Source organism: Gillisella vitis, from assembly GCF_001541345.2.
GTDB classification, from domain to species: Bacteria; Pseudomonadota; Alphaproteobacteria; order Rhizobiales; family Rhizobiaceae; genus Allorhizobium; species Allorhizobium vitis.
In genome coordinates, this window is sequence record NZ_LMVL02000001.1 from 1,043,133 (window position 1) to 1,069,026 (window position 25,894).

At 57.5% G+C, this 25,894-nt stretch carries 20 protein-coding genes; 18 read left to right on the forward strand and 2 right to left on the reverse strand.

Going from position 1 to position 25,894, the window contains the following annotated elements:
• Positions 1–35: 35 nt before the first annotated feature.
• The 7 genes from ASB66_RS04385 to ASB66_RS04415 all read left to right on the forward strand — a co-directional run bounded on the left by ASB66_RS04385 (position 36) and on the right by ASB66_RS04415 (position 8,445).
• Positions 36–887: a TIGR01459 family HAD-type hydrolase gene (locus ASB66_RS04385; RefSeq protein WP_060717160.1), complete on the forward strand. Its 852-nt coding sequence runs from the start codon at positions 36–38 to the stop codon at positions 885–887.
• Between the two features lie 12 nt (positions 888–899).
• Entirely contained in the window at positions 900–1,880 is a 981-nt protein-coding gene (locus ASB66_RS04390) for a bifunctional riboflavin kinase/FAD synthetase (protein ID WP_060717090.1), read from the forward strand.
• Positions 1,881–2,034: 154 nt separating this feature from the next.
• Entirely contained in the window at positions 2,035–2,232 is a 198-nt protein-coding gene (locus ASB66_RS04395; protein ID WP_060717091.1) for a DUF3311 domain-containing protein, read from the forward strand.
• Positions 2,222–3,697, forward strand: coding sequence for a monocarboxylate uptake permease MctP (gene mctP, locus ASB66_RS04400; protein WP_060717092.1), 1,476 nt, complete (start codon positions 2,222–2,224; stop codon positions 3,695–3,697). Before ASB66_RS04395 ends, mctP begins: the two co-directional genes overlap by 11 nt.
• A 284-nt stretch (positions 3,698–3,981) precedes the next feature.
• Positions 3,982–6,966 carry an isoleucine--tRNA ligase gene (ileS, locus tag ASB66_RS04405; RefSeq protein WP_060717093.1) on the forward strand — a complete coding sequence of 995 codons (2,985 nt, stop codon included), beginning with the start codon at positions 3,982–3,984 and terminating at the stop codon, positions 6,964–6,966.
• 304 nt (positions 6,967–7,270) lie between these two features.
• Entirely contained in the window at positions 7,271–7,879 is a 609-nt protein-coding gene (locus ASB66_RS04410; protein WP_060717161.1) for a hypothetical protein, read from the forward strand.
• A gap of 83 nt (positions 7,880–7,962) precedes the next feature.
• Positions 7,963–8,445: a GNAT family N-acetyltransferase gene (locus tag ASB66_RS04415; protein WP_060717094.1), complete on the forward strand. Its 483-nt coding sequence runs from the start codon at positions 7,963–7,965 to the stop codon at positions 8,443–8,445.
• A 12-nt stretch (positions 8,446–8,457) separates the two neighbouring features.
• Here ASB66_RS04415 and ASB66_RS04420 read toward each other — a convergent pair whose 3' ends face one another.
• Entirely contained in the window at positions 8,458–9,483 is a 1,026-nt protein-coding gene (locus tag ASB66_RS04420) for an NADP-dependent oxidoreductase (protein ID WP_060717095.1), read from the reverse strand.
• 137 nt (positions 9,484–9,620) lie between these two features.
• Between ASB66_RS04420 and recX the strand changes: the two genes are divergently transcribed.
• From recX to ASB66_RS04465, 9 genes are all read left to right on the forward strand, one after another.
• The gene (gene recX / locus ASB66_RS04425) at positions 9,621–10,199 is read left to right on the forward strand and encodes a recombination regulator RecX (protein ID WP_060717162.1); all 579 of its coding nucleotides are present in this window, start codon (positions 9,621–9,623) and stop codon (positions 10,197–10,199) included.
• Positions 10,200–10,388: 189 nt separating this feature from the next.
• Positions 10,389–10,997 (forward strand): 4'-phosphopantetheinyl transferase family protein, encoded by a 609-nt coding sequence (locus ASB66_RS04430; protein ID WP_158544203.1) that lies wholly within the window; start codon positions 10,389–10,391, stop codon positions 10,995–10,997.
• Between the two features lie 141 nt (positions 10,998–11,138).
• A complete protein-coding gene (locus ASB66_RS04435; RefSeq protein ID WP_114386253.1) occupies positions 11,139–13,823 on the forward strand; it encodes a winged helix-turn-helix domain-containing protein in 2,685 nt (894 codons plus the stop codon).
• A gap of 424 nt (positions 13,824–14,247) precedes the next feature.
• Positions 14,248–15,939 (forward strand): hydantoinase B/oxoprolinase family protein, encoded by a 1,692-nt coding sequence (locus ASB66_RS04440; protein ID WP_114386255.1) that lies wholly within the window; start codon positions 14,248–14,250, stop codon positions 15,937–15,939.
• The gene (locus ASB66_RS04445; protein WP_060717098.1) at positions 15,936–17,999 is read left to right on the forward strand and encodes a hydantoinase/oxoprolinase family protein; all 2,064 of its coding nucleotides are present in this window, start codon (positions 15,936–15,938) and stop codon (positions 17,997–17,999) included. The genes ASB66_RS04440 and ASB66_RS04445 overlap by 4 nt, the downstream gene beginning before the upstream one ends.
• A 1-nt stretch (position 18,000) precedes the next feature.
• Entirely contained in the window at positions 18,001–19,095 is a 1,095-nt protein-coding gene (locus ASB66_RS04450) for an ABC transporter ATP-binding protein (protein ID WP_060717099.1), read from the forward strand.
• A gap of 66 nt (positions 19,096–19,161) precedes the next feature.
• On the forward strand, positions 19,162–20,340 hold the full coding sequence (locus ASB66_RS04455; RefSeq protein WP_060717100.1) for an ABC transporter substrate-binding protein: 1,179 nt from the start codon (positions 19,162–19,164) through the stop codon (positions 20,338–20,340).
• Positions 20,341–20,649: 309 nt separating this feature from the next.
• Entirely contained in the window at positions 20,650–21,516 is an 867-nt protein-coding gene (locus ASB66_RS04460) for an ABC transporter permease (protein ID WP_060717101.1), read from the forward strand.
• A complete protein-coding gene (locus tag ASB66_RS04465) occupies positions 21,513–22,310 on the forward strand; it encodes an ABC transporter permease (protein ID WP_060717102.1) in 798 nt (265 codons plus the stop codon). Before ASB66_RS04460 ends, ASB66_RS04465 begins: the two co-directional genes overlap by 4 nt.
• Before the next feature lie 6 nt (positions 22,311–22,316).
• Here the strand turns inward: ASB66_RS04465 and ASB66_RS04470 are convergent, their stop codons facing one another.
• Positions 22,317–23,207 (reverse strand): methylenetetrahydrofolate reductase, encoded by an 891-nt coding sequence (locus ASB66_RS04470; protein ID WP_060717103.1) that lies wholly within the window; start codon positions 23,205–23,207, stop codon positions 22,317–22,319.
• Between the two features lie 263 nt (positions 23,208–23,470).
• Between ASB66_RS04470 and nspC the strand changes: the two genes are divergently transcribed.
• Together nspC and ASB66_RS04480 are read left to right on the forward strand one after the other, a co-directional pair.
• Positions 23,471–24,568: a carboxynorspermidine decarboxylase gene (gene nspC / locus ASB66_RS04475; protein ID WP_060717163.1), complete on the forward strand. Its 1,098-nt coding sequence runs from the start codon at positions 23,471–23,473 to the stop codon at positions 24,566–24,568.
• A gap of 38 nt (positions 24,569–24,606) precedes the next feature.
• Complete coding sequence (locus ASB66_RS04480; RefSeq protein ID WP_060717104.1) at positions 24,607–25,848, forward strand: saccharopine dehydrogenase family protein; 1,242 nt, start codon at positions 24,607–24,609, stop codon at positions 25,846–25,848.
• Positions 25,849–25,894: the final 46 nt, after the last annotated feature.

Here is a 25,894-nt window from a genome sequence, read left to right on the forward strand (position 1 = left end):
TGTCAGGCCAGTTCTTTCAGCAGGCAACGGATTCCATGGCAAAACGCATCGATACGCTCAATGAAATCACCCAGGGTTACGACGTCATCCTCTCGGATGTCTGGGGCGTTTTGCATAATGGAATCGATGCTTTCCCAGCGGCAGGAGAGGCCCTGTCGCAAGCCCGGGCCGATGGCGTTTCCGTCGTGCTGATTACCAATGCTTCACGGCCGTCCGACCGTGTGAAGATAATGCTGGATCAAATCGGTGTCCCGGAAACGGCCTATGACGCTATCGTCTCTTCCGGTGATGTGACGCGAAAACTGATTGAAAAAGCCCCGCGCCGCGCTTTTCTGATCGGTCAAAGCCAGGATCTGTCGCTGTTTCAGGGGCTTGATGTTGAACTGGTTCCGGCGGACGAGGCCGACGCCATTATTTGCACAGGGCTGTTCAATGACGAAGAGGAGCAGCCGGAAGACTATCGCGGGATGCTCGAAGGCTTGAACCAGCGCGGACTTCCGATGATTGTTGCCAACCCCGACCTGATCGTAGAGCGTGGCCATCGGCTGGTTCCCTGCGCTGGCGCGTTGGCCGCAATATACGCTGAAATGGGTGGTGAAACCCGCTATGCTGGCAAGCCGCACAATCCGATTTACGAGGCGGCCCTGGCGAAAGCGCAGGAGATACGCGGCGCTGAAATTGACCGCAGCCGCATCATCGCCATCGGCGACGGCATGCCGACCGACGTGAGGGGCGCGCTCAGCTTCGGCCTTGATCTTCTCTATGTGAGTGGCGGCATCCATGCGGCGGAATATACCAATGACGGCAAGACTGACGAGACAATGCTGAACGCTTACCTTGAGCGGGAGGCGGCAACGCCCAAGTGGTGGATGCCCCGGTTGGCCTGACGGGAAATAGCAATGACCGTTTTTCACCGCAATGAGAAGAAGACACCGCTGCCCGACAGCCTGAAGGGCGGCGTTGTTGCCATCGGCAATTTCGACGGCGTGCATCGCGGCCATCAAAGCGTGCTCGACCGCGCGCTGGAGCTGGCGCAGCAACGCGGCGTTCCCGCCTTGGTCCTGACTTTTGAGCCGCATCCCCGTGCGGTGTTCAACCCACAGGACCCGGTATTTCGTCTGACCCCGGCGCCGCTCAAGGCCCGCCTTCTGGAGGCGATGGGGTTTCAGTCGGTGATCGAATATCCGTTCGACCGGGAATTCTCGCAGCGTTCCGCCGAGGATTTCGTCAAGACCGTGCTGGTGGACTGGCTGGGGGCTTCCGAAGTGGTGACCGGCTTCGATTTTCATTTCGGCAAAGGGCGCGAAGGCGGTCCGGCCTTCCTGATGGAAATGGGCGCGCAATACGGTTTCGGCGTCACACTTCTCGATGCCTTCCGCGATGAAAATGCCGAGGTTGTCTCTTCCACCCGTATTCGTGGTTTGTTGGCCGAGGGTGCGGTCAGCGAAGTGGCTGGCCTGCTCGGCTATCGCTTCACGGTCGAGGCCGAGGTTATCAAGGGCCAACAGCTTGGCCGCACGCTGGGCTTTCCCACGGCCAACATGGCGCTCTCTCCCAAAACCACCCTGCGCCCCGGCATCTATGCCGTGCGCCTGCGCCGGGCCGATGGTTCGATACACGATGGCGTTTCCAGTTTCGGTTATCGCCCCACGGTAACGGACAACGGTGCGGCACTTCTTGAAACCTTCGTCTTCGATTTCTCTGGCGATCTTTATGGGGAAACCTGCGGGGTATCCTTCTTCGGTCATCTGCGCGACGAGTGGAAATTCGAGGGCCTCGATCCGCTTGTTGCCCAGATCAAGCAGGATGCCGAAGAGGCAAGGGCATTGCTGGCAGGCGTGACGCCCCTTGGCGAACTGGATCGAAAAATCGCCTTTTGACGCCATTGTCGATCCTACGGCTCAAAGCTTCCGTTTTTTTTCAGCCTGAATGCCAGGCATTTGCCGGTTGCAGCCCGGCGGTGAATCGGAAATGATCGAAGATACGTTGAGGCGCGCAATGCAGTTGCGTCTCTGCTTTTGCGGGAGAGGTTTCATGCAAAAACGTATTTGGACAGCGGCCTGCTGGCTGCTGGTTATTCCGTATATTGGCCTGTTATGGGTTCCATTTTATAATATTCGCGAGCCTTCGCTATTCGGCTTTCCATTTTTCTATTGGTATCAGTTGATGTGGGTGCCGCTGACATCGCTCCTGATTTACATTGCCTACAGGAGCATGCGCCATGACGACTGAGATCAATCCGACGGCGCTTGCCGTCTTCATCTTCTTCTTCGCGCTGGTCACCGTCATGGGCTTCGTCGCGTCGCGCTGGCGCAGACCCGAGACCATGGCCCATATCGATGAATGGGGACTTGGCGGGCGCAAATTCGGCACATGGATCACCTGGTTTCTGGTGGGTGGCGATTTCTATACTGCCTATACCGTGATTGCCGTTCCGGCGCTGGTCTATGCGGTTGGTGCCTATGGTTTCTTCGCTCTGCCCTACACGATCATTGTCTATCCCTTCGTGTTTCTGGTCATGCCGATCTTGTGGCGGCGCGCCAAGGAGCATGGCTATGTGACCGCAGGCGATGTCGTGCATGGCCAATACGGCTCTCGCGCTTTGGAACTGGTGGTGGCGCTGACAGGTGTGATCGCCACCATGCCCTATATCGCCCTTCAGTTGGTCGGCATGGCTGCGGTGCTGAAGGCTCTTGGCCTTCATGGCGAAGTGCCGCTGATGGTGTCTTTCATCATTCTGGCGCTCTACACCTATTCGGCAGGCTTGCGCGCTCCGGCACTGATTGCCTTCGTCAAGGACATCATGATCTATATCGTGGTGATTGTCGCCGTCGCCGCGATCCCGATGAAGCTTGGCGGCTATGCCAATGTGTTTGCCAGCGCCGATGCGGCCTTCCAGGCCAAAGGCTCCGGCGGTCTGTTGCTGGGCGGCAATCAATATGTAGCCTATGCGACGCTTGCCTTTGGTTCGGCGCTGGCGGCCTTCATGTATCCGCACACGCTCACGGGTATTTTCGCCTCCAACGGCGCCAATACCATCCGCAAGAATGCGGTGCTGCTGCCTGCCTATACGCTGCTGCTCGGCCTGCTGGCCCTGCTGGGCTATATGGGCCATGCGGCTGGCCTGAAGCCAGCCACCCCGAATGACATCGTACCGATGCTGTTCCAGACGCTGTTTTCGGATTGGTTCGCAGGCTTTGCCTTTGCCGCCATCGCCGTCGGCGCCCTGGTGCCAGCGGCGGTGATGAGCATTGGGGCCGCCAATCTCTTTACCCGCAATTTCTGGAAGGCCTATATCAACCCGGATGTGTCGCACGCCGGTGAAGCACAGGTGGCAAAAATCACCTCGCTGGTGGTCAAGGTCGGGGCGCTGCTGGTCATCGTCTTCCTGCCGACTCAATTTGCGCTGGATCTTCAGCTTTTGGGTGGGATCTGGATCTTGCAGACTTTGCCAGCGCTGATCTTTGGCCTGTTTACAAATTGGTTCCGGGTGCCGGGCCTGCTGGCTGGCTGGGTGGTCGGCTTTGTCGGCGGCACATGGCTGGTCTGGCTGAATGGCTTGAAGCCGCTGCATACGCTCACCATCGACGGAACACCCGTCACCATCTATACCGGGATTCTGGCGCTGCTGGCCAATATTGTCGTGGCTGTTGTGGTCAACCTGATAACCCCAGCCAAGGTACCGGCGCGGGCGTGATCCGGGTTTTCAATTTCGGCAAGGCGGTCTTGGCCGCCTTGTTGTTTTGCCTTTTCTATTTCCCTCTTCTCTTTCGGTGGGAAACCGCTTAAACAATCGCCATCATGAGAACAGTCCGGTCGACCATATCCTTCCGCATTATTGGGCGAATTACTGGCCCGGCCTTCCGCGCGCTCTAGGAGCAGCCGGAGGGTCCGGGTTTTCGGCGTGTGTTCTGCCACGCCCCGTCACCGACTTTCTCCACTTTCAGGCGCACGCTTGCCGCCTCCTTCAATGGCTAGATCATGACCGATACCGCTGATAAAAAAGACTATTCCGCAACGCTTGCGCTGCCGCAGACGGATTTTCCGATGCGGGCCGGATTGCCGGACAAAGAACCGAAAATCGTCGAGCGCTGGCAGCAGATGGGGCTTTACAAGAAGCTGCGCGCTTCCGCCGCGGGCCGCGAAAAATTCGTGCTGCACGATGGCCCTCCCTATGCCAATGGCAGCATCCATATCGGCCACGCGCTGAACAAGATCTTGAAAGACGTCATCACCCGCTCGTTCCAGATGCGCGGCTATGATGCCAATTATGTTCCCGGCTGGGATTGCCACGGCCTGCCGATCGAATGGAAGATCGAGGAAAAATACCGCGAAAAAGGTAAGGACAAGAACGAGGTTCCGATCAACGAATTCCGCAGGGAATGCCGGGATTTCGCCGCTGGCTGGATCAAGGTCCAGTCGGAAGACTTCAAGCGGTTGGGCATCGAAGGCGATTTTGAAAATCCCTACACCACGATGAATTTCCACGCCGAGGCGCGGATTGCTGGCGAGTTGTTGAAAATCGCCAAATCCGGCCAACTCTACCGTGGCTCCAAGCCGATCATGTGGTCGGTGGTGGAACGCACCGCCTTGGCCGAGGCCGAGGTGGAGTATCACGAGGTTGAAAGTGATACGATCTGGGTGAAGTTTCCGGTGGTGGAACCACCATTAAAATTAGTTGCTGAATGGATTGACCATGATGATCCTGGATCTGATTTAAATAATCTTGCGAATAAAAATGAAGCTATCAAAGACGCTCTAAAAAAAGCTTCTGTAGTAATCTGGACGACAACGCCTTGGACTATCCCCGGTAACCGAGCGGTTAGCTTTTCGTCAAAGATACAGTACGGCCTCTATGAAGTGACTGGCGCAGCTAACGATTTCGGTCCGCAGCCCGGCGAGACGCTAATCTTTGCAAATAAATTGGCTGTCGCTTGCTTCGAAAAAGCTAAGTTAGAGTATAAGCGAGTCTGCAACCTATCGGCTGCGGACTTGTCAGGCATTACTTGCGCCCATCCGCTCGCTTCCCTCGGCTACGACTTCGACGTTCCCCTCATCGACGGCGATCACGTCACCGATGACGCCGGTACAGGCTTCGTCCACACTGCACCCAGCCATGGTCGTGAAGACTTTGATGCATGGATGTCGGCTGCCCGCGCACTCGAAGCCCGTGGCATTTCGTCCAAAATCCCCTTCACCGTCGATGACGCTGGCTTCTACACCGAAGACGCGCCCGGCTTTGGCCCCTCGGCTGAAGGCGGCGCGGCCCGCGTGATGGACGACAACGGCAAGAAGGGTGATGCCAACGAGCGTGTCATCAAGGCCTTGATCGCCGCCAACAACCTGTTTGCCCGTGGCCGGATCAAGCATGATTATCCGCATTCCTGGCGCTCCAAGAAGCCGGTGATCTTCCGCAACACGCCGCAATGGTTTGTCTATATGGACAAGGAGTTGGGTGACGGCACGACGCTGCGCTCGCGTGCTCTTGGCGCCATCGACGACACCCGTTTTGTGCCTGCCGCAGGCCAGAATCGCTTGCGGGCGATGATCGAGGGTCGCCCGGACTGGGTGCTGTCGCGTCAGCGCGCCTGGGGCGTGCCGATCTGCGTGTTTGCCGATGAAAAAGGCGAGATCCTTCAGGATGAGGCCGTCAATGCCCGCATTCTGGCAGCGTTTGAAAAAGAAGGTGCCGATGCCTGGTTTGCCGACGGTGCGCGGGAGCGGTTCCTCGAAGGCGTGGCCGACGCGGATCGCTGGACCATGGTTCGTGACATTCTCGATGTCTGGTTCGATTCGGGCTGCACCCACACGTTTACGCTGGAAGATCGCCCTGATCTGAAATGGCCGGCGGATGTCTATTTGGAGGGCTCGGACCAGCATCGCGGCTGGTTCCATTCCTCGCTGCTGGAAAGCTGCGCCACCCGTGGCCGCGCGCCCTACAAGGCCGTCGTCACCCATGGCTTCACCATGGACGAGCAGGGCCGCAAAATGTCGAAATCGCTCGGCAATACGGTCGTGCCGCAGGATGTGATGGCCCAGTCTGGCGCCGATATTCTGCGTCTTTGGGTGATGAACACCGACTACTGGGAAGACCAGCGGCTTGGTAAGACCATCCTCCAGACCAATATCGATGCCTATCGCAAGATCCGCAATACGGTTCGCTGGATGCTGGGTACGCTTGCTCATGACCATGGCGAAGAGATTGCCTATGAGGCGCTGCCAGAGCTGGAAAAGCTGATGCTGCATCGGCTGGCCGAGCTGGATCAGTTGGTGCGCGACAGCTATGATGCTTTCGAGTTCAAGAAGATCACCCGCGCATTGACCGATTTTGCCAATGTCGAGCTATCGGCCTTCTATTTCGACATCCGCAAGGATGCGCTCTACTGCGACGCGCCGTCTTCGCCGCGCCGCCGGGCGTCACTCTTCGTAATCCGCAAGCTGTTCGATTGCATGGTGCTATGGCTGGCGCCGATGCTGCCCTTCACCACGGAAGAAGCCTGGCTGTCGCGCAGCCCGGATGCGGTCTCCGTGCATCTGGAACAGTTCCCGCCGATCCCGGCGCAGTGGCTGAACCAGCCGCTGGACGGCAAATGGGCAAAGATCCGCAAGGTGCGCAGCGTCGTCACCGGCGCGCTGGAAGTGGAGCGCAAGGATAAGCGCATCGGCTCCTCGCTGGAAGCGGCTCCCGTCGTGCATATTGCCGATGCCGATCTGCTGGCAGCCCTTGAGGGTCAGGATTTCGCCGAAATCTGCATCACCTCGGCCATTTCGGTGGTCAAGGGCGAAGGTCCGTCCGAGGCCTTCCGGTTGTCGGATGTGGGTGCGGTCTCAGTAGAACCGAAGCTGGCAGAGGGACGTAAATGCGCCCGTTCCTGGCGGATCACCGACGATGTTGGTTCCGACCCTGACTATCCCGATGTTTCGGCACGGGATGCGGCAGCCTTGCGCGAACTGACACTTGGCTGACAGATGAATATTTACCGGATGATTTGCGCTTTTTAGGATCATCCGGTAGAAGCTGCCTGAAATTGGCCGGAATTTTCTATCAGGCGGAAAGATGCCGCTCGATAACTATTCGGGGCGGTGCTGGTATGGTCGATTTGATGTTCTCTTGAGCTTGCTGTATAAAGTGCGCGGGAGGTTCCGATCTGAAGCCATACGCGACAGCGGTGCGGATATCCGTCGGTTCAGCATGAGGCTGGATGGAAAGATATTTGTTGCGACTGACGGAGCTTTGGATCCGGGACATGAAAAAGGCTGGAAGGTATTGATGGTTAAGGCACGGATGGTTCTTGTTGGCATGTTTGCTGCCTGCTCTGCCTTGAGCAGCTGCACCAGCTCCCCAACCTATGGCACCGATAAGACGTCTATGGAACAATTGGTGGACGATGTCGGCTCGGCCGCTTCTATCGGCAGCAAGAAGAAGACGACAAATACAGCGTATAACCCGCGCCCGGACCTCGTCCTGCCGCCCAAAGGTGAAACCGCACAGCTAGTACAGCCGCAGGAATCCCTGGCCAGCAAGGATAATCCCGATTGGGTCGAAAGCCCTGAGGACACCCGCACACGGCTTGTGGCCGAAGCCGATGCCAACCGTGGCAACCAGAGCTATCGCTCGCCGCTTCTCGAAGGCAACGGCACCAATGGCACGATGACCGAGACCCAGAAATGGCAGGCCTTCCGCGACGCTCGCAAGATCCAGAAGGGCGCCTATATCGACCAGCGCCGGGTTCTGTCCGATCCGCCGGCCTCCTACCGCGAAATCGATCAGGCCAAGCTGGACGATCTGGGTGAACCGGAAGCCAAGAAGGAAAAACGTCGCCAGAAGGAAGCGGAAATGTCCAATTCCAACAAATCCTGGTGGATGCCTTTCCAATAAGGTCTGTTGTCTCCAAAACTTTGTGTTTTCAGCGACATATCAAGCAGGCCCGAAACGGCCTGCTTTTCTTTTGAGGTTTCTGCATGGATTTTTCCATCCGCGAGGCGCGTCCCGATGACGTGCCGGTTATCCTTCGATTCATCACCGATCTGGCGATTTTCGAAAAAGCTGAGCATGAGGTAAAGGCAACCGTCGAAAGCCTGCATGAATCGCTGTTTGGTGAAGGAGCAGTGGCCTTTGCCGCAATTCTGGAACAGCAGGCAAAGCCTGTTGGTCACGCGATCTGGTTTTATAATTACTCGACCTGGCAGGCCCGCAAGGGGCTCTATCTCGAAGATCTCTATATCGATCCGGCCCATCGCGGCGGCGGTGCCGGGCGGGCCATGCTGCGCTATCTGGCAAAACTTGCCGTCGATACCGGCTGCGGCCGGTTCGAATGGAGCGTGCTGGATTGGAACGAGCCAGCCATCCGGGTCTATGACGCTATTGGCGCAGAGCCGCAAACCGAATGGATTCGCTACCGGCTCTCCGGCGACAAGCTTGTGGATTTTGCCGCCGGAAGATGACCGTGTAATACTTTACTGTGAAACGCGCACCAACAATTTGCCGAAATTCTTGCCTTCCAACAGACCGATAAAGGCTTGAGGGGCGTTTTCCAGCCCATCGACAATATCTTCCCGGTAGCGCAGCGATCCATCGGCAATCCAGCCTGCGGCCTCACGCAGGAATTGCGGAAATTGATCGGAAAATTCGCGCTGGATAAAGCCACGCACGGTCAGGCTCTTGGTCAGAATATCGCGCATGGTCATCGGCAGACGGTCCGGGCCGGGCGCATCCTCGACCGACTGGTTATATTGAGCAATCAGTCCGCAGACCGGCACACGCGCAAAATTATTGAGCAGCGGAAACACCGTTTTCCAGACATCACCACCGACATTTTCGAAATAAACGTCGATGCCATCAGGGCAGGCCTGTGCCAGTTCTTGGGCAAAATCAGGCGAGCGGTGATCGACGACCGCGTCGAACCCGAGTTCGTTTTTGATAAAAGCGCATTTGTCTGCACCACCAGCAATGCCGACTGCGCGCGCACCTTTGAGGCGGGCGATCTGGCCGACCGCAGAGCCGACCGCGCCGCTGGCAGCGGCCACCACGACCGTTTCGCCGGGCTTTGGCTTGCCGATGGTCAACAATCCCGCATAGGCGGTGAAGCCCGGCATGCCCAGCACGCCGAGCGCGGTGCTGATTGGCACCACTGACGGATCGATCTTGCGCAACGCCTCACCCTTGGCAATCGCATAGCTTTGCCAGCCGGAATGGGAGAGAACGATATCGCCCTCATGAAAATCGCCATGCCTTGAGCTGATCACGCGGGCGACTGTGCCACCTTCCATCACGGCGCCAATCTCTACCGGCTTGGCATAGGATTTTGCAGCGCTCATGCGTCCGCGCATATAGGGATCGAGAGAAAGGTAGAGGATTTGCAGCAGGACCTCGCCGTCCCCAGGCTCACTCACCGTGCCTGTTTCCAGCCGAAAATTATCGGTGGCGGGAGCGCCGGTTGGACGGGATGCAAGCTGAATTTGAAGGTTCTTTTGAGGTGTCATGATGTCTTTCATTTCAGAATTCACATTGGCTTGAGGACACGCTCTCGGCGGTCCTGTCGTCTTCCATGACAAAGTGATATAGCGTCCATCATCAGACGAACAATAGAGGCATGGCCAGCATTGGGACGACGAGCGACATGACAGGCGAGGCACAATTCCTGTTCGACAGCGAGGCGCAACCGGACCCTTTGCAGCCGAAACCGCGGATGCTGGCCTGGGCGCGCAATTCTGCCGCCTATCGCCTTGGCCGCCGGATGATGAGCGAGCGGGAATTGCGCGATGCCGTCTCCCGCAAGGCACGACAGAAATATGAGGGCATTGAGCCGGAGACGGTGGATGCGCTGGCGGCGGAAGCCGTGCGCTTTGGCCACCAGATGCTGGCGCTGAACGATGATGCCTATGCGCAGATCAAGTCGCAATCGGCAGCACGCAGCGGCAAATCCAGACGTGCTATCGCCCAGACTTTGGCGCGCAAGGGTATCGAGAAGGACGTGGTGCAGGCGGCGCTGGAGGATATGGACGATCAGCCCGCCGCCATTCGCTTTGCCCGAAAGCGCGGCTATGGCCCCTTTCGCCGCAACGATGGCGATGAACGGCAGAGAATGAAGGAAATGTCGGGCATGGCACGCAATGGCTTTGGCTTCGATCTGGTGCAACGCGTGCTTGCCATGTCACGCGAAGAGGCCGAAGAGTATTTGTTGCAACAACCGCTGTAAGCGAGGCTTGCCGGTGGGTCGATTTGCATTTCTTTCAATTAAAGACGTATTCAAGGGTTTTTCATGAGCCAGCAGGCCAATAACCAAGTGGAAATATACTCTTCGTGCCCTGTGCCCCCGCTTTTCGAGGGTTTCATCTCTCATCGCGCCGTTCGCTTCCGCCCTGACGATTTTACGCCGGAAGCGGCAATGGAACTTGGCGTGCCTTTGCCTGACAGCATGGGAAAGGCGGTCGCCAAGCGCAAGGCGGAATATGTGGGTGGACGGTTCTGCGCTATGGAAGCGATTGCAGCGCAAACCGGCCAGCCTGCGGCACCCGTTACAGCTGGACCGCGTGGCGAGCCAGTCTGGCCGCCAGGGCTGGTCGGCTCGATAACCCATACAAACGGGTTTGCTGCGGCAGCCGTTGCCGATGCGGCCCGATTTCGCAGCCTCGGCATGGACACAGAACAGGTCATGACAGCGCAGGTCATGGGCAATGTCCGGGAGCGGATCTGCGGACCGGAAGACCGGTTTGGGGCCGGTAGCTCTTTTTTGCCGGAACTTCATACAACCCTGGTGTTCTCCGCCAAGGAGAGCCTGTTCAAATGTCTTTATCCTTTAGTTGGAAAAATGTTCTGGTTCGAAGACGCGCTGATCCGGATCGATCCGGATCGGGATGGTCTGTTTACCGCCGAATTGCTGTCACGCCTCCATGTGGAATTTCCGGCGGGAACCGTGATCGAAGGACGCTTTTGCCTGACGCCGGGTCTGGTTCATACCGGCATCAGCCTTGCGAAAGATGAGGCTGTGTTTTAATTTAGCTTTTGCAATAATACCCTAAAAATTACATGGGTTTTGCTTGGTTAATATAATTTTTTACCGGTTGATATGTTTGTAATCTTTCGATTACATCAGAACAGGCTTGCCAAAGCGGATGCGACATAGCACGTTTTCTTCATGAACTTCACTTTGCGATTTCAGCCCCCGATCAGTACCCAGAGCGCGATCAAGCGCAGGGCTATCCTGTCGCATCTTTCCGCGGGCGGATTGAAACGGGTGACCACCATCATAGCTCCTGCAGGCTATGGCAAGACATCCCTGGCCGCGCAATGGTTCGATACTCTGCGCGCCGAAGGGTACAGCCTGTCCTGGCTTGCGCTGGATCAGGAATATAGCGACCAGACACAGTTCCTGCTGCTGCTGCTGGAAGCCGTCAATGCCCTGCGGCTGGAAGAAGGCACGGGTGTCGACTCCAGCATGACCGTCGCCTCGCTTCTGGCCTTGTTATCCACACGGTTGCGCAAGATCACCGAGCCGGTCATCCTGTTTCTGGATGACTATCATTTCGCCCAGACCGATGCGACCGAGGCAATCGTTGCGCGTCTGTTGGGCGACCAGACGCTGAACCACCTGAAACTGGTGCTGATTTCGCGCACGTCACCGCGCTTTCCAGTGTCGGCCCTGCGGTTGAAAGGTGAATTCCGCCAGGTCAATATTGCCGAACTCGGGTTTTCCGACCAGGAAGCCGAGGAATTTTTTGCAGGACAGAATGCCAGCTTAAGCCGGGAACAAGTGGCTGGGCTCAATAAAAGGACGGAGGGCTGGGCGGTTGCATTGCAGATGATCCGTTTGCTGATTGCCGAAAATGTCGATGGCGGCGCGCTGTTTACAACCTTCGACGGCGGCAATGCCGAAATGGGCAGCTATTTGTCGGAGCAGGTGTTTACCAATCTGCCGCAAGATGTGCAGGAACTGCTTTTAAAGACCGCCCCTTTCCCCACCGTCAACCGCGATCTGGTCGAGGCGGTCTTCGGCGATGCCCATAGCGCGGACTTGCTTGGCAAGCTGGGAGACCATGCCCTGCCCGTTGCCCTGCTGGCTGGCGGTGGTGGCTGGGTTCGCTATCACCCGGTTTTCAACGCCTTCCTGAAGGAAGAGGCCGCTCGACGTGGCTATCAAGTTCAGGATGTTCTGGAGCGAGCGGCGCGCTGGTTCCAATCGACCGGTGATTTCGATGCCGCCGTGCGCCATGCGCTGATGAGTGGCAATGCCAATCTGGCCGCGGAAATTGTCGAGACAAGCGGCGGCTGGCGGCGGGTCTATACGACCAGCCGAGGCGGTGCCAGCGTCTTCAACTCCATCATGGCCAATGTCTCGGCCATTGATCTCACCTGTTTTCCACTGACCACGCTTGGCCTGTCGGTGGTCAGTGCCAAAGCCGGGCATCTTGATGCCGCCAATCATTATCTCGGCATTGCCGAGAGGGCCGACACTGCTGCTCCAGATACGTTTACCAAGGATCTCCGGGTGGTCCGTGTCCTGCTGGGGCTTTATTTCGACCGCCCCGCCTGCGCTGAAGACTTGGCCGCGCTGGAAACCGATCTGACAGACATTGCCAGCACCGAACTCGTACACCGCGCCATGGTGTTGAATATGCTGTCTTATAATTTCCTTGACCGCAGCGATATGGACCGCGCCCTGCATTACGGCCATCTCGCGGTTCAGACCTTCCGTGACGGCGGGGCTGATTTCGGTGCGGTACATCTTTACACCCATATCGGCCAAGCCGCATTTTTCAGTGGCGATTGCTCCGGCGCGGAGGAATATTATCAGCAGTTGATCGATGAAGTGCAGGCCTGCATTGGCAAGGGCACAGATCTCGATGCCTTGGGCCAGGTGCTGAAGGCGGAACTGCTGGTCATGCGTGGTGATTTGGCGGCGGCCCGACCTTGTCTGTGCTGGGCCTTGCCGCATCTGGAACGCCACGATGCCTGGTTCGACCTTCTGGCCGCTGGGTTTACCGCCCAGCAAATGATTTTCCGCCTGGACGGTGACATGACTGCGGCCCATGCGTTGGCGGACCGGACACGGTCAGCGGCCAAGCGGCGCGGTTTTCATCGGTTGATCCGGCTGATCGATGGCGCGCGGGTGTTGCTCTTGTTGGAAAGTGGTGATGTCGAGCAGGCAATCCGCTACGCAAAGGCCCATGGCTTCGGTATGGAAGACATCACCTCGGAGCCGGACAATAATCTGGCGATCCATTTGCGTGGATTGACGCCGGCTCTGCTTTGGGCACGCATCCATCTGGTTCGCGGCGATCTTGAGCGCGCCAGACAAGCGCTTTCCACTTTAATCAGCCAGCAACCAACGAAAATCCACGATCTTCGCAGCGTGGAATTGGCGCTTCTCGACATGCGTCTGTTGATCGCCGAGGAAAAACGCGAGGTTGTTGCGGCCCGCTTGGAAGATCTGCTGCTGACCTTTCCGATGGAAGATTTTCGGGCCATGATCTGGATTGAAGGCGACGATTTCCTGCGCGATATCAGGGAAATTGCCGAGGAAAGCCCAATGTCGGCGGTTCTGCGTCAACGGCTGCAAGCCCTGTTGCCGGAAGGGAAGATGGCGCCGGAGACCAGCGAAGACGTGCCGCTTCACGGTCTCTCGTCATCCGCGCTGACAGATAGGGAACTTGCTGTCATGGCGCTGCTCAGCCAAGGCTTTAGCAATAAGGAAATCGGCCGCAAACTGGCCTTGAGCGACAACACGATCAAGTTTCATCTGCGCAATATTTTCGCAAAGCTGAAGGTCACTACCCGCACCGCCGCAGTCGGGGCCGCTCGCCGCGCCGGTATCGCACTGTAACCGGGGTTTCCGTCAAGGCTGTCTGCTGTGCTGTGACAAGGTAGGCCGCTGGCCAAATTCATGGTTGGTATTGCAATGTAACGGACCGGATCAGCGGGGTTGCAACAGGCGTTCCGCTTTGAAATTTCCTGCTATACGATCAATCATTTAGGGCGACTTTTTGTGCTTACTTTCGAATATTTAATTCATTTGAAGTATTTGCGCTGCCTTCGAGATGAGTATGCGTCAGAATCGTAAAGACTTAATACTATTATCGTGTTCAGTATTGGCGTGGGCACATGTTGGTCGCGTGTGGCCTGAATGCGCACCCTACCCGAACGGGTGGGGTTGGGTCTTGCAACCCTACTCTTCTGGCAGGCTGGTCGCGCCTGAGTTGTGAGCCTAAAGTCTCCTTCACGAGTTTCAGTCGGGAGACGTTAGCGGCATGATGGCGGGCAGGCACCCATTCGATCCAGTGACCCAGGAAATCATCGAGGGCAAGTTGATTGCCACCGTCGATGAAATGGGCATCGTTATGGCCCGTACCAGCATGAGCCCGGTGATCTACGAAGTGCTGGATTTTGCCTGCGGTGTCTTAACGGCAAAGGGTGAGTTGATCGCCCAGATGAACGGCATCACCTTGTTTACCGGCACGTTCGGCCGTCAGGTGAAGTCGCTGATCGACCGTTTCGGGGCGGATATGGCCGATGGCGATATTCTGCTGACCAACGATCCCTACGCCGGGGGGACGCATGCTTGCGATTTCGCGATCGTCAAACCGATTTTCGTCGATGACGTGCTGCTCGCCTTTGCCATCAATGTCGCTCATTATCTCGATGTCGGCGGGTCGGTTCCGGGTAGTCTTTCGCCGGCTGCGACCTCGGTTTATCAGGAAGGTCTGCGGTTGCCGGGCGTCAAGATCGTTCGCAACGACATGCTTTCCTCTGACATTCTGCACATCATCTCGGAAAATGTCCGGATGCCTGAGATCGCGCTCGGCGATCTGACGGCACAGATCGCCACGGTGCGGGTTGCTGCCCGGCGGATGAAGGAATTCACTGCCAAATACGGCGCTCCGACCTTGATCGCCGCTTTTGACCATATCCTCAATGTCAGCGAACGGCAGAGCCGGCAGGCGATTGCCGCACTTCCCGACGGTGTTTACCGAGCCAGTGACATTATCGATGGCGATGGCGTCACAGCCGATCCGATTGCCGTGCAAGTGGCGGTGACCATTGCCGGCGATGAAATCACCGCCGATTTCACCGGTTGCCCGCCCGCCGTGGCGGGACCGATCAACTGCGCACGCGGCGCGCTGGAATCGGCAGTCAGGACGATCCTGAAGGCGCTTGTGGCACCTCAGTCTCCATCAAACGAGGGCTGGTTCCGCCCTTTGACTGTGATCGCCCCATCGGGAACCGTGTTTACCGCCGAAAAACCCTCACCAACCGGATGGTATTACGAAGGGTCGGTCCATGCATCGGAACTGGTCTGGAAGGCCTTGGCGGCGCTGGTGCCGGAGCGGTTTTCCGCCGGTTCCTATTCCAGCCTCTGTGTCGCCTATATCTCTGGAAACGACCGCAGTGGCCGACCCTTCATTCATATTGAGCCACAGCATGGCGGCTGGGGCGCCAGCGTCAATCGTGATGGGGCCAATGCGCTGATTTCGCTGACGGACGGTGATACCTACAATTATTCCGTCGAAGTGATCGAGGCGCGGTTTCCGTTGCTGGTGCGGCGCTATGGCCTGAATATCGAGGGTGGCTCCGGGGCCGGGCGGATGCGTGGCGGTTTCGGGATCATCAGAGAATATGAGATCCTTGGCGACAAGGCGTCCGCCTATTGCAGCTTTGGCCGCACCCGCACCCTGCCATGGGGTATGGACGGTGGCCATGATGGTACGGCCAACAGTCTTCAGGTGCTATCTGCATCGGGAGAAAGTGCCTGCTATGGCCGCTCTGCCGATATTACGCTGAAGACGGGCGATATCGTGCGCATCGTCACCGGCGGCGGCGGCGGATGGGGCGATCCCGGTGATCGCGATCCGGCTTTGATTGAGGCAGATTTGAAGAATGGTTTTGTCAGCGCGGAGGCAGCGACCAGCCTCTATGGTTACCGTGGGAGGATTGAAGAATGATCCGATTGGCAACAGATGTAGGTGGAACCTTTACCGATCTCGTCGGCTACGATGAGGGCAGCGGCGAGATTTTTACCGCGAAAAGCCTGACGACGTCAGATAACCAGTCTGGCGGCGTGCTCGATGCAATCGATGTCAGCGAGCGCAAGGATGGTTTACGCGTCCGCGACATCACCTTCTTTGCCCATGGCGGCACCACGGTGATCAACGCGATTACCGAGCGCAAGGGGGCAAAGACCGCACTCATCACCACCGCCGGGTTCCGCGATGTGCTGGAAATCGGCCGTGGCAACAGGCCTGACCTTTACAATCTGCATTTCCATAGTCCCGAACCTTTCGTGCCCCGTCATCTTCGCTTCGAGGTGCGGGAACGGGTCGATGCGTCCGGCACGGTGCTGCTGCCGATCGAATTGAACGACCTGCGTGAAATCATTCGCGTCTGCACGGCGGAGGATGTCGATGCGGTCGCCATCCTGTTTCTGCACAGCTATGCCAATCCCGAGCATGAGAAGGTCTGCGCCGATATTCTGGCCGATGCTCTGCCATTCGCCTCGATCTGCGCCAGCCACGAGGTTTCGAAGCAGTGGCGGGAATATGAGCGCACCAATACAACCGTGCTGAATGCCTATGTGCAGCCGACCATCCAGCAATATTTTGAAATGATGGAATTTGCGCTCGCCAAGCGCAACCTGACATGTCCGTACTATGCTATGCAATCCAATGGTGGCATTTCCTCCTTCGATCAGGCTGTGCAACAGCCGCTGACGCTGGTGGAATCCGGTCCTGCAGGTGGGGTCGCTGGGGCTGCGCGCATTGGGGTGGAGCTTGGCGAGAGCGAAATCCTGTCGCTGGATGTCGGTGGTACGACGGCCAAATGCTCGCTGATCCATGGTGGACGCCCGACGCTGAATAACGAGTACCGGTTGGAACACACCCGTATCCAGCCCGGCTATCCTGTGCAGGTGCCGGTCGTTGATATCGTCGAAATTGGCTCCGGCGGCGGCTCCATCGCCTGGATCGATGCGCGCGGCAGCCTGCGCGTCGGCCCTGAAAGCGCCGGTTCTGCCCCTGGTCCGGCCTGCTACGGGCGCGGCGGCACAAAGCCGACGCTAACAGATGCATTGCTGACGCTCGGCATTTTCGATCCCGCTACCTTTGCCGATGGCACGCTGCATCTGGATAAGGAGAAAGCGGCAAACGCCATTGCAACGGTGGCCGGGCCAATGAATATGTCAATCGAGGATGCCGCAGGCGCGATCATGGACATTGCCCATGCCAGCATGATCAATGCCCTGAAACTGGTGACGGTTCAGCGCGGCCATGATCCGCGCGATGCTAACCTGGTGATTAGTGGTGGCGCCGGTCCGGCGCTGGCGAGCCATCTCGGGCGCGAATTGCGTGTGAAGGCGACGGTCGTGCCGCCGCATCCCGGGATTTTTTCCGCCTGGGGCATGCTGGCTGCCGAACCCCGTGCCGACTTCCGCGAAACCTGGTTTCACCTGTTGGCCGACCGGGCATTGGAGGAGGCCGCTACCCGGTTCACATTGCTGGAGCGTCAGGCCGTCGCCTATTTTTCGGCAGGCGCCGAGGCGCAGGTGGCATTCAACCACCAGATCGAAGCGCGCTATAAAGGTCAGGAACATGGTGTTTTTGCGCGGTTCGAGGCGGGCGACACCATTGAAACTTTCAGCCAAAGGTTTCATGATGTTCATGAACGCGCCTATGCTTTTCGCCTGCCCGCAGCAGAGATCGAACTGACGACGCTGCATCTCGAAGCCGTTTTAAAAGGGCAGGTCATTTCCCTGCCAAAACTGAAAAGGCAAGACATGACGATTGACGCGGCCAGGGTCGGCGAAAGGAAGGTTTATTTCGGTCGATCCACCGGTTGGCAGACCTGTGCCGTTTACGAGCGGGCCCGGCTTCCTGTCGGTCAGCCTGTATTCGGCCCGCTGCTGATCGAAGAAGCGACGGCGACGACGCTGGTGCTCGAGGGCCAAACGGCCAGTCTGACCGAAACTGGCATTCTCGTCATTCACGAAACGGACATGCAGGCCGCATAGGATGGCCATATCCATCAGCATAGACGCTGTGACGCGCAGTCATGGTCCGGTTCGGGCGGTCGATGACCTGTCGCTGGAAATCAAGGCAGGAGAATTCTTCACCCTGCTTGGGTCTTCCGGAAGTGGCAAAAGCTCGCTGTTGAAGCTGATTGGTGGATTTGACCAGCCAAATGCGGGCAGAATCCTGTTCGACGGTCAGGATATGGCTGCGGTGCCCGCCAATCGGCGCCCGGTCAATACCGTGTTCCAGGGGCTGGGTCTGTTTCCGCATATGTCCGTGGCGCGCAATATTGGTTATGGATTGAAGTTGCGCGGTCTTTCCGGCGCAGCACTCGAGGCAAAGGTCGGGGAGGCACTGGATCTGGTGGAACTGTCCGGATTTGGCGAGCGTGATGTCAATCTTCTGTCCGGTGGCCAGCGGCAACGCGTTGCTCTGGCGCGCGCTCTGGTGATGGAGCCTGGAATATTGCTGCTGGACGAGCCTTTGACCGGCCTTGATGAGCGGCTTCGCCAGCAGATGCGCAATGAATTCGGTCGCCTCCACAAGCGTACCGGTGCAACCTTCATTCTCGTCACCCACAATCAGGACGAGGCGCTCAGCCTGTCTGACCGCATGGCCATCATGCATCAGGGCCGGATCGAACAGCTTGGCCGGCCCGACCAGTTTTTTCATGCGCCGGCCAATGCCTTCGTCGCCCGGTTCATCGGCATGGATAATCTGCTGCGGCCTGAGCGGCTGGAAGGATCTGGAGCGGACACTGTGGCGATCATTGCTGGACAATCCGTGCCGGTTACGGTCCCGGATGGCAATGTTAGCGCCAACCTGGTGGTGATCCGGTCCGACCGGCTGGTCATCGAGCCCGAGGTCAGAACGACAGCTGGCGGGGCACCCCGTCAATTGGTGCTGCGCGTGGTTGCGACCACTTTTCGCGGCTTGCATCGGGATGTCACGCTGGCGTTTGGCGACGGGCAGACCTTGACGGCGATCTGTGACGCGGATGCGCCGTCTTTGAGTGTCGGGCAGGATGTGGGCCTGTCGATAAAGCCGGGTGCCGCCCTCATGACATCCGACAAGGGATTGCCGCTTGCGGTGTAAAACCGCCGTCTGTGGCATGAGACGTGCGTAAAATGGGGTCTCATCAGTGAGAACAAGGGAACAACAATGACAACGACTTTGAAAAATGGATTTTCGGTCAACCGGAGCAATATGCAACGGCGGGACCTCTTGAAATTTGCCGGTGCCGGCGGGTTGGCGCTGGCGGCCGGTCATTTGGGCCTTGGCCGTTCTGCCTTTGCCGCAGAGGCGAAGTCTGTGGCTTTCTGGGGCACGGCGACGCTGGATATCGGTGAGAAATGGGCGGAATTTGCCACCCAAAATGGTGTGAAACCGGAATTTACCGACAATGGCAACGACCTTGGTCCTGTCATTGCCCGTCTGGCAGCTGGCAATGCCAATGACCTGTTCGACATCGGCGGTTTTCAGGGCGGCGCTGAAAAGGAACTGGCTCGTCAGGGCGCGATTATCCCGTGGGATGTCAGCAAGATCGCCAATTACGACAGTATCTGGCAATGGGCGCGCGACATTCCCTATCTCAAGCACGAGGGCAAGCAATACGGCATTCCGACCGTGGTCAATGCCGACTCGATCATCTATCGCTCCGATAAGCTCGGCAAGGTCGATAGTTATGGCGTGATCTTCGACCCGAAGATGAAGGGCAAGGTCGCCATGGAGGACGCCTGGATCAACAGCGCGGTCTTCGCTGCTATCTACCTCAAGGAAAGCGAAAACAAGCCGATCAAGGACCCGGGCAATCTGAGCGAATCCGAACTTGGTCTGGTGATGGAATTCCTGATCAAGCACAAGAAGGACGGACAGTTCCGCACCTTCTGGAATGGCTGGGAGCAGGGTGTCCAACTGGTTGCCAATGAAGAAGTCGATGCGATGACCGGCTGGGAGCCGATTGTCTATGAAGGCCGCAAGCGCGGACTGAAAGTGGATTACGCCGCTCCCGTCGAAGGCTATGAGGGCTGGGCCAATAATACGGTTCTGCTCAAAGGCGCTGGTGAACGCGGTGTGACCGACGCGGCGCATCAATTCGTCAATGGCCTCTTGGGCGGTCTCTATGGCTGCGAGCTTGGCAAGGCACGCGGCTATCTCGTCCCAACCGACAACAATGTGGTTTATGCAAAGGCACATCCCGACGAATACAAGCCGGAAGAAGTGCAGGCACGGGCAGACCACGTTAAAGCCAAGTTCGCCGGCAAGGTCTTCTGGCAGAATACCCGGCCGGACAATTTCCAGCTCTATGAAGAATGGTGGCAGAAACTCCGCAATGCTTAACAGTCTATCCAATAATCGCCGCTGGCCGTCTGCAAATGGCAATTTCTGCGCTTCCGGTACTCACGTACATTAAGTACGCTCCGTTCCGGTTCTCGAAATCACCATTTTCGCCAGGCCAGCAGCAATTCTTGAACAGACTGTAAGACCGTATCTGTGGTTTCCATGGGGCATAAATCCTAAAGTCAGCCTGTCGCCGTGTTTCGCCCGGCGACAGGCCTCTGATGATTTGACTGCGCCATGCGTTTTGTAAAACTCATAAAAAATGTCGCAGTGCTCTAAATTTGCAGCATAATTACCCATGGAGCGTGCATGAACTCTACCGGACGATTGCCTGTCCTGCTGATGGCGCCGCCTTTGCTGGCGCTGCTGGCGCTTGGGCTGGCGCCGTTGCTGGTGGTGCTGGTGTGGAGCTTCTGGTCCTGGGACCCCTTGACCTATTGGATCAAGCCGGATCTTAGCCTGGCGGGCTACGCCGCCATTCTCCAGGCCGGACGCTGGACGGTGATTGTCTCCACGCTTGCCAAGGCCTTTCTGACGGCGGGGATCTGTCTGGTGTTCGCTTATCCCGCGGCCTATGCCGTGCATTTTCTGGCGGGCCGCAGGCTGTCTGTGGTGCTCCTGGCTTTGATGACGATTCCGTTCTTCACCTCCTACCTGATCCGCTCGTTTTCCTGGCGGCTGGTGCTGGGGCGGACGGGAGTGATCAATAGCTGGCTACAACATTTCGGTGTGACCAGCGCGCCGGTCGACTGGCTGCTGTTCAGCGATTTCGCTGTCATTGTCGGGTTGGTCGCCTCCTATCTGCCATTTGCCACCTTTCCTTTGCTGCTCGCCATGCGCCGGGTGGATGCGACCGTGCTTGCCGCCGCGCAGGATCTCGGCGCTGGTTTCTGGCGTGTACTCGTCACCATTCTGCTGCCGCTTACCCGGTCCGGCCTGTTTGCTGGCTTCCTGTTTGTGTTCGTGATGGTCGCAGGGTCTTCCACTGAAGTGCAAATGCTTGGCGGTGCAGGGGCCTCCATTGTCACAGTGATGATCAACGATGTGATGCGAGTTGCGAATTATCCTCTGGCCTTTGCGATTTCCACAATCGTCCTGATCGTGGTGTTCGGTCTGGTTCTGATTGGAAACCGGCTGTTCGGGCTGGCAGCACTGTTTGCGGATCGGTCGGCATGATGAGTGCAGAGGGACGGACAAATCAGATATTGATCTGGACCATGACGATCGTCGGCCTGGTGGCGATCTATGCGCCGCCACTTTATCTGCTGGGCGTTTCCTTCAATCCGTCGCTCCAGCCCGGATTGCCTAGTCTGGCTGATCTGACGCTGAAATGGTATACGGCGTTACCAGCGGAAAGCGCACTGATGGCGGCCCTCTGGCAATCGGCCAGCGTTGCTATGTTGACGGCAACGGGCGCTACTCTGCTGTCGCTTATGGCGGCGCTGGCCTATTTCGAGCTGCGACGAACCCGCGATCTATGGTTTCTTGCTGTGATCCTGCCGATGTTCGTGCCTGGTGTCATCCAGGGGCTGGCGCTGTCCACTGTGTTTAGCCGCAGCGGCATCAAACCCTCGACCTGGACACTGACAGCCGGACACTTGCTTTGGGCCATGCCTTTTGCGTTTATTGTCATCCTCACTGGCTTTTCCGCCGTGCGGCCCGTTTTCCTGATGGCGGCAGCTGATCTCGGCGCCAGCCGTTGGCGGCAGTTTCGCGACATTACCCTGCCACTGATCCGCCCAGGCCTCATCAGTGCTTTTATCTTTTCGTTCCTGTTGTCGCTGAATGAGTTTACCCGCGCCTTCTACCTGGCAGGGCGGCAGAATACGCTTCCGGTCGTGTTGTTCGGCAAGATGAATGGCGGCGCGTCGCCAACGATCTACGCGATGTCCGGGGCGATTTTCATCATCTCGGTGTTTTGCGTGGCTGTCATTGCCGCTTTTGCAGGCTCCAGATCCAAAGCCGGATAATCGTCGTCAAGGAGCGTATTGGCCAATCCAGCGGGCGGCAGGCTCGATGCCGCCAAGCGGAAACAGATGCAGCTTGCTGATGTTGCTCTGCGGATTTTCAGCCTTGTAGGCGAGCAACTGCCCAACCATATCCGTCGGCTCATAAGGCATCAGCAGTTTACGCAGGTCGAGCGCGCGTTTTTGCAGCACCTTCAAGGAGGGGCCGACGCCGCAGGAGATTGCATATTTGATCAGTGTCTGGAGCTTTGCAGGTCCGGCAATGCCGACATGGATCGGTAATCCGATCCCGAGGGCGTCGATTCGCTCGGCCCAGTCGATGATCACTCTGGCATCGAAGGCAAATTGGGTGACAATGGCCATCTGCGCATCCGTCCGGCTGGAGAAGTCGAACTTCCAGCGCAGAGCCGCATCGATTTGCGTGGTGGAGCCATCGGCATCGATATCTCGGTTGCCTTCGGGGTGGCCGGCAATATGCAGGCGGGTAAAACCGAGCCTGTCGAACAACCCGGTTTCAATCAGCTCTATCGAACTGGAAAGCGTGCCGCGTGGCTTTGCGATGCCGCCGGCCAGCAGAAGGGCCTGGCGCACATCGGCTTCATCCCGGTATTGCTTCAACAGGTCTTCCAGTTGCGTGCCATCGGCGATACTGCGTGCCGGAATATGCGGCATGACCGGAAAACCTTCTTTATGAAGGCGCCTGGCGGTCGCAACCATGTCCTCGAAAGGTGTGCCATCGACATGGGCGATATAGATTCGGGTCCCAGCTGGCAGCAGCGCCTGGAAACTGTCGATTTTCGCCGCCGTGCGCGGAGTGACCTCGATGGACCATGCTTCCAGAAGACTGCCCTGATCGGCAGGATATTCGCGATGATCCGTCAGAACCGCTTTGTCCATCATGGTCTTTCTCCGCAATGCTTCCGCCAGTGTTTAGCATCTCCATGGCGAAAATCCGCTCTAATTTGCGACAACCTCAAGTCACTGATGCATTTGAGATATTCGTAATATCTTCATCCGGGAGGATATAGGCCCTTTTCGGCATGAAAAAGTAATGTCGTGTCATCAGGTTGAAGCATTTTTCCGGGAAAAGGCCGGAGCGACTTGCCTTCAAGGGCCAGATTTCTTAAACGACCCCTTCGAATTCATGGAAAGGCGTGGCCATCGTGCTTCAGACCCCGTTTTATCTCATCGACAAGAGCAAGCTTCTTTCCAATATGGAGAAGATTGCGCTTCTGCGCGAGACCTCCGGTGCCAAGGCTTTGTTGGCGTTGAAATGTTTTGCCACCTGGTCGGTCTTCGACCTGATGCGCGAGTATATGGATGGCACCACCTCGTCCTCGCTCTACGAGGTCCGGCTCGGTCGCGAAAAATTCGGCGGCGAGACCCATGCCTATAGCGTTGCCTATGGCGACAATGAAATCGACGAGGTGATTTCCCACGCCGACAAGATCATCTTCAATTCGGTCGGCCAGCTGCAGCGCTATGGAGACAAGGCCTCCGGCATTACCCGCGGCTTGAGGCTGAACCCGCAGGTCAGCTCATCCAGCTTCGACCTAGCCGATCCGGCCCGGCCGTTTTCGCGGCTTGGGGAATGGGATGCGGCGAAGGTGGAAAAGGTCATGGACCGCATCAGCGGCTTCATGATCCATAACAATTGTGAAAACAAGGATTTCGCCCTGTTTGACACGATGCTCTCGGATATCGAGGCGAAATTCGGTTCACTGCTGCACCGTGCCGAATGGGTCAGCCTTGGCGGCGGCATACACTTTACCGGCGAGGATTATCCGCTGGCGCAGTTTGCCGAGCGGCTGAAGCGGTTTTCCGGCCACTATGGCGTTCAGGTCTATCTTGAGCCGGGCGAAGCCTCGATCACCAAATCGACAACACTGGAAGTCTCGGTTCTGGATACGCTTTACAATGGCAAGAACCTCGCCATTGTCGATAGTTCCATCGAGGCTCATATGCTCGACCTGTTGATCTACCGCGAAACCGCCAAGCTGGAGCCGAATGCAGGCGACCACAGTTATATGATCTGCGGCAAATCGTGCCTTGCCGGCGATGTCTTCGGCGAGTTTCGTTTCCCTGAAGCCTTGAAGGTCGGCGACCGGATTTCCATCCAGGATGCCGCAGGCTATACGATGGTCAAGAAGAACTGGTTTAACGGCGTGAAAATGCCGTCCATCGCCATCCGTGAACTGGATGGCAGCATCAGGACTGTCCGCGAGTTTTCCTACGCGGACTTTGAACAAAGCCTCTCCTGAGGCTTCTGACGATTGGACAAAAGGAGTTAGTCCGCATCATGAAGAAGAACGTGCTCATTATCGGCGCTGGCGGCGTCGCCCAGGTCGTTGCGCATAAATGCGCCCAGAACAACGACGTGCTGGGCGATATCCATATCGCCTCGCGCACCAAGGGCAAATGCGACGCCATCATCGCCTCCGTGCATGAAAAGAACGCCATGAAGCAGCCGGGCGTGCTGGAAGGCCATGCGCTCGATGCGCTGGATATCGACGCCACCAAGGCGCTGATCGAAAAGACCGGCTCGCAGATCGTCATCAATGTCGGCACGGCCTTCCTCAACATGTCTGTGCTGCGCGCCTGCATGGATACCGGCGTCGCCTATATCGACACGGCGATCCACGAAGAGCCGAATAAGATCTGTGAAACGCCACCATGGTATGGCAATTACGAATGGAAGCGGGCCGCTGAGTGTGAAGAGAAGGGCATTACCGCCATTCTCGGCGCTGGTTTCGACCCCGGCGTGGTCAATGCCTATGCCCGCCTTGCCAAGGATGAATATCTCGACAAGGTCACGGATGTCGATATCGTCGATATCAACGCTGGCAGCCACGGCAAGTATTTCGCCACCAACTTCGACCCCGAAATCAACTTCCGCGAATTCACGGGCGTTGTTTATTCGTGGCAGAAGGGCGAATGGCAGGTCAACAAGATGTTCGAAATCGGCAAGGATTACGATCTGCCGGTGGTTGGCACGCGCCGCGCCTATCTTTGCGGTCATGATGAAGTGCATTCACTGGCCAAGAACATGGACGGTGCCGACGTGCGCTTCTGGATGGGCTTTGGCGACCACTATATCAATGTCTTTACGGTGCTGAAAAGTATTGGTCTTCTGTCCGAGCAGCCGGTCAAGCTGGCCGATGGCTCCGAAGTCGTGCCGCTGAAAGTGGTCAAGGCCTGCCTGCCTGACCCGTCATCGCTGGCGCCCGACTATGAAGGCAAGACCTGCATTGGTGACTATGTGAAGGGTGTGAAGGACGGCAAGGAAAAGACCGTTTTCATCTACAATGTCGCCGACCACAAGGAAGCCTATAACGAAGTGGGCTCTCAGGGCATTTCCTACACGGCTGGCGTTCCGCCCGTCGCGGCTGCCATGCTGGTTGCAACCGGCGAATGGGACGTGAAGAAAATGGCCAATGTCGAGGAGCTGCCGCCACGGCCTTTCCTCAACATTCTCAACCATATCGGCTTGCCGACCCGCATCAAGGATGAAGACGGCGACCGCGCGCTGGATTTCGCCTGATTTTTTGAAACGGCATTAGATTGCCTGTCTCCACCCTCGGACTTTT

Bases quoted from the DNA above. Each gene is read 5' to 3' on its own strand.
- ASB66_RS04385 (WP_060717160.1), top strand. From the start codon at position 36: ATGGCAAAACGCATCGATACGCTCAATGAAATCACCCAGGGTTACGAC.
- ASB66_RS04390 (WP_060717090.1), top strand. From the start codon at position 900: ATGACCGTTTTTCACCGCAATGAGAAGAAGACACCGCTGCCCGACAGC.
- ASB66_RS04395 (WP_060717091.1), top strand. From the start codon at position 2,035: ATGCAAAAACGTATTTGGACAGCGGCCTGCTGGCTGCTGGTTATTCCG.
- mctP (WP_060717092.1), top strand. From the start codon at position 2,222: ATGACGACTGAGATCAATCCGACGGCGCTTGCCGTCTTCATCTTCTTC.
- ileS (WP_060717093.1), top strand. From the start codon at position 3,982: ATGACCGATACCGCTGATAAAAAAGACTATTCCGCAACGCTTGCGCTG.
- ASB66_RS04410 (WP_060717161.1), top strand. From the start codon at position 7,271: ATGGTTAAGGCACGGATGGTTCTTGTTGGCATGTTTGCTGCCTGCTCT.
- ASB66_RS04415 (WP_060717094.1), top strand. From the start codon at position 7,963: ATGGATTTTTCCATCCGCGAGGCGCGTCCCGATGACGTGCCGGTTATC.
- ASB66_RS04420 (WP_060717095.1), bottom strand. From the start codon at position 9,483: ATGACACCTCAAAAGAACCTTCAAATTCAGCTTGCATCCCGTCCAACC.
- recX (WP_060717162.1), top strand. From the start codon at position 9,621: ATGACAGGCGAGGCACAATTCCTGTTCGACAGCGAGGCGCAACCGGAC.
- ASB66_RS04430 (WP_158544203.1), top strand. From the start codon at position 10,389: ATGGAACTTGGCGTGCCTTTGCCTGACAGCATGGGAAAGGCGGTCGCC.
- ASB66_RS04435 (WP_114386253.1), top strand. From the start codon at position 11,139: ATGAACTTCACTTTGCGATTTCAGCCCCCGATCAGTACCCAGAGCGCG.
- ASB66_RS04440 (WP_114386255.1), top strand. From the start codon at position 14,248: ATGATGGCGGGCAGGCACCCATTCGATCCAGTGACCCAGGAAATCATC.
- ASB66_RS04445 (WP_060717098.1), top strand. From the start codon at position 15,936: ATGATCCGATTGGCAACAGATGTAGGTGGAACCTTTACCGATCTCGTC.
- ASB66_RS04450 (WP_060717099.1), top strand. From the start codon at position 18,001: ATGGCCATATCCATCAGCATAGACGCTGTGACGCGCAGTCATGGTCCG.
- ASB66_RS04455 (WP_060717100.1), top strand. From the start codon at position 19,162: ATGACAACGACTTTGAAAAATGGATTTTCGGTCAACCGGAGCAATATG.
- ASB66_RS04460 (WP_060717101.1), top strand. From the start codon at position 20,650: ATGAACTCTACCGGACGATTGCCTGTCCTGCTGATGGCGCCGCCTTTG.
- ASB66_RS04465 (WP_060717102.1), top strand. From the start codon at position 21,513: ATGATGAGTGCAGAGGGACGGACAAATCAGATATTGATCTGGACCATG.
- ASB66_RS04470 (WP_060717103.1), bottom strand. From the start codon at position 23,207: ATGATGGACAAAGCGGTTCTGACGGATCATCGCGAATATCCTGCCGAT.
- ASB66_RS04480 (WP_060717104.1), top strand. From the start codon at position 24,607: ATGAAGAAGAACGTGCTCATTATCGGCGCTGGCGGCGTCGCCCAGGTC.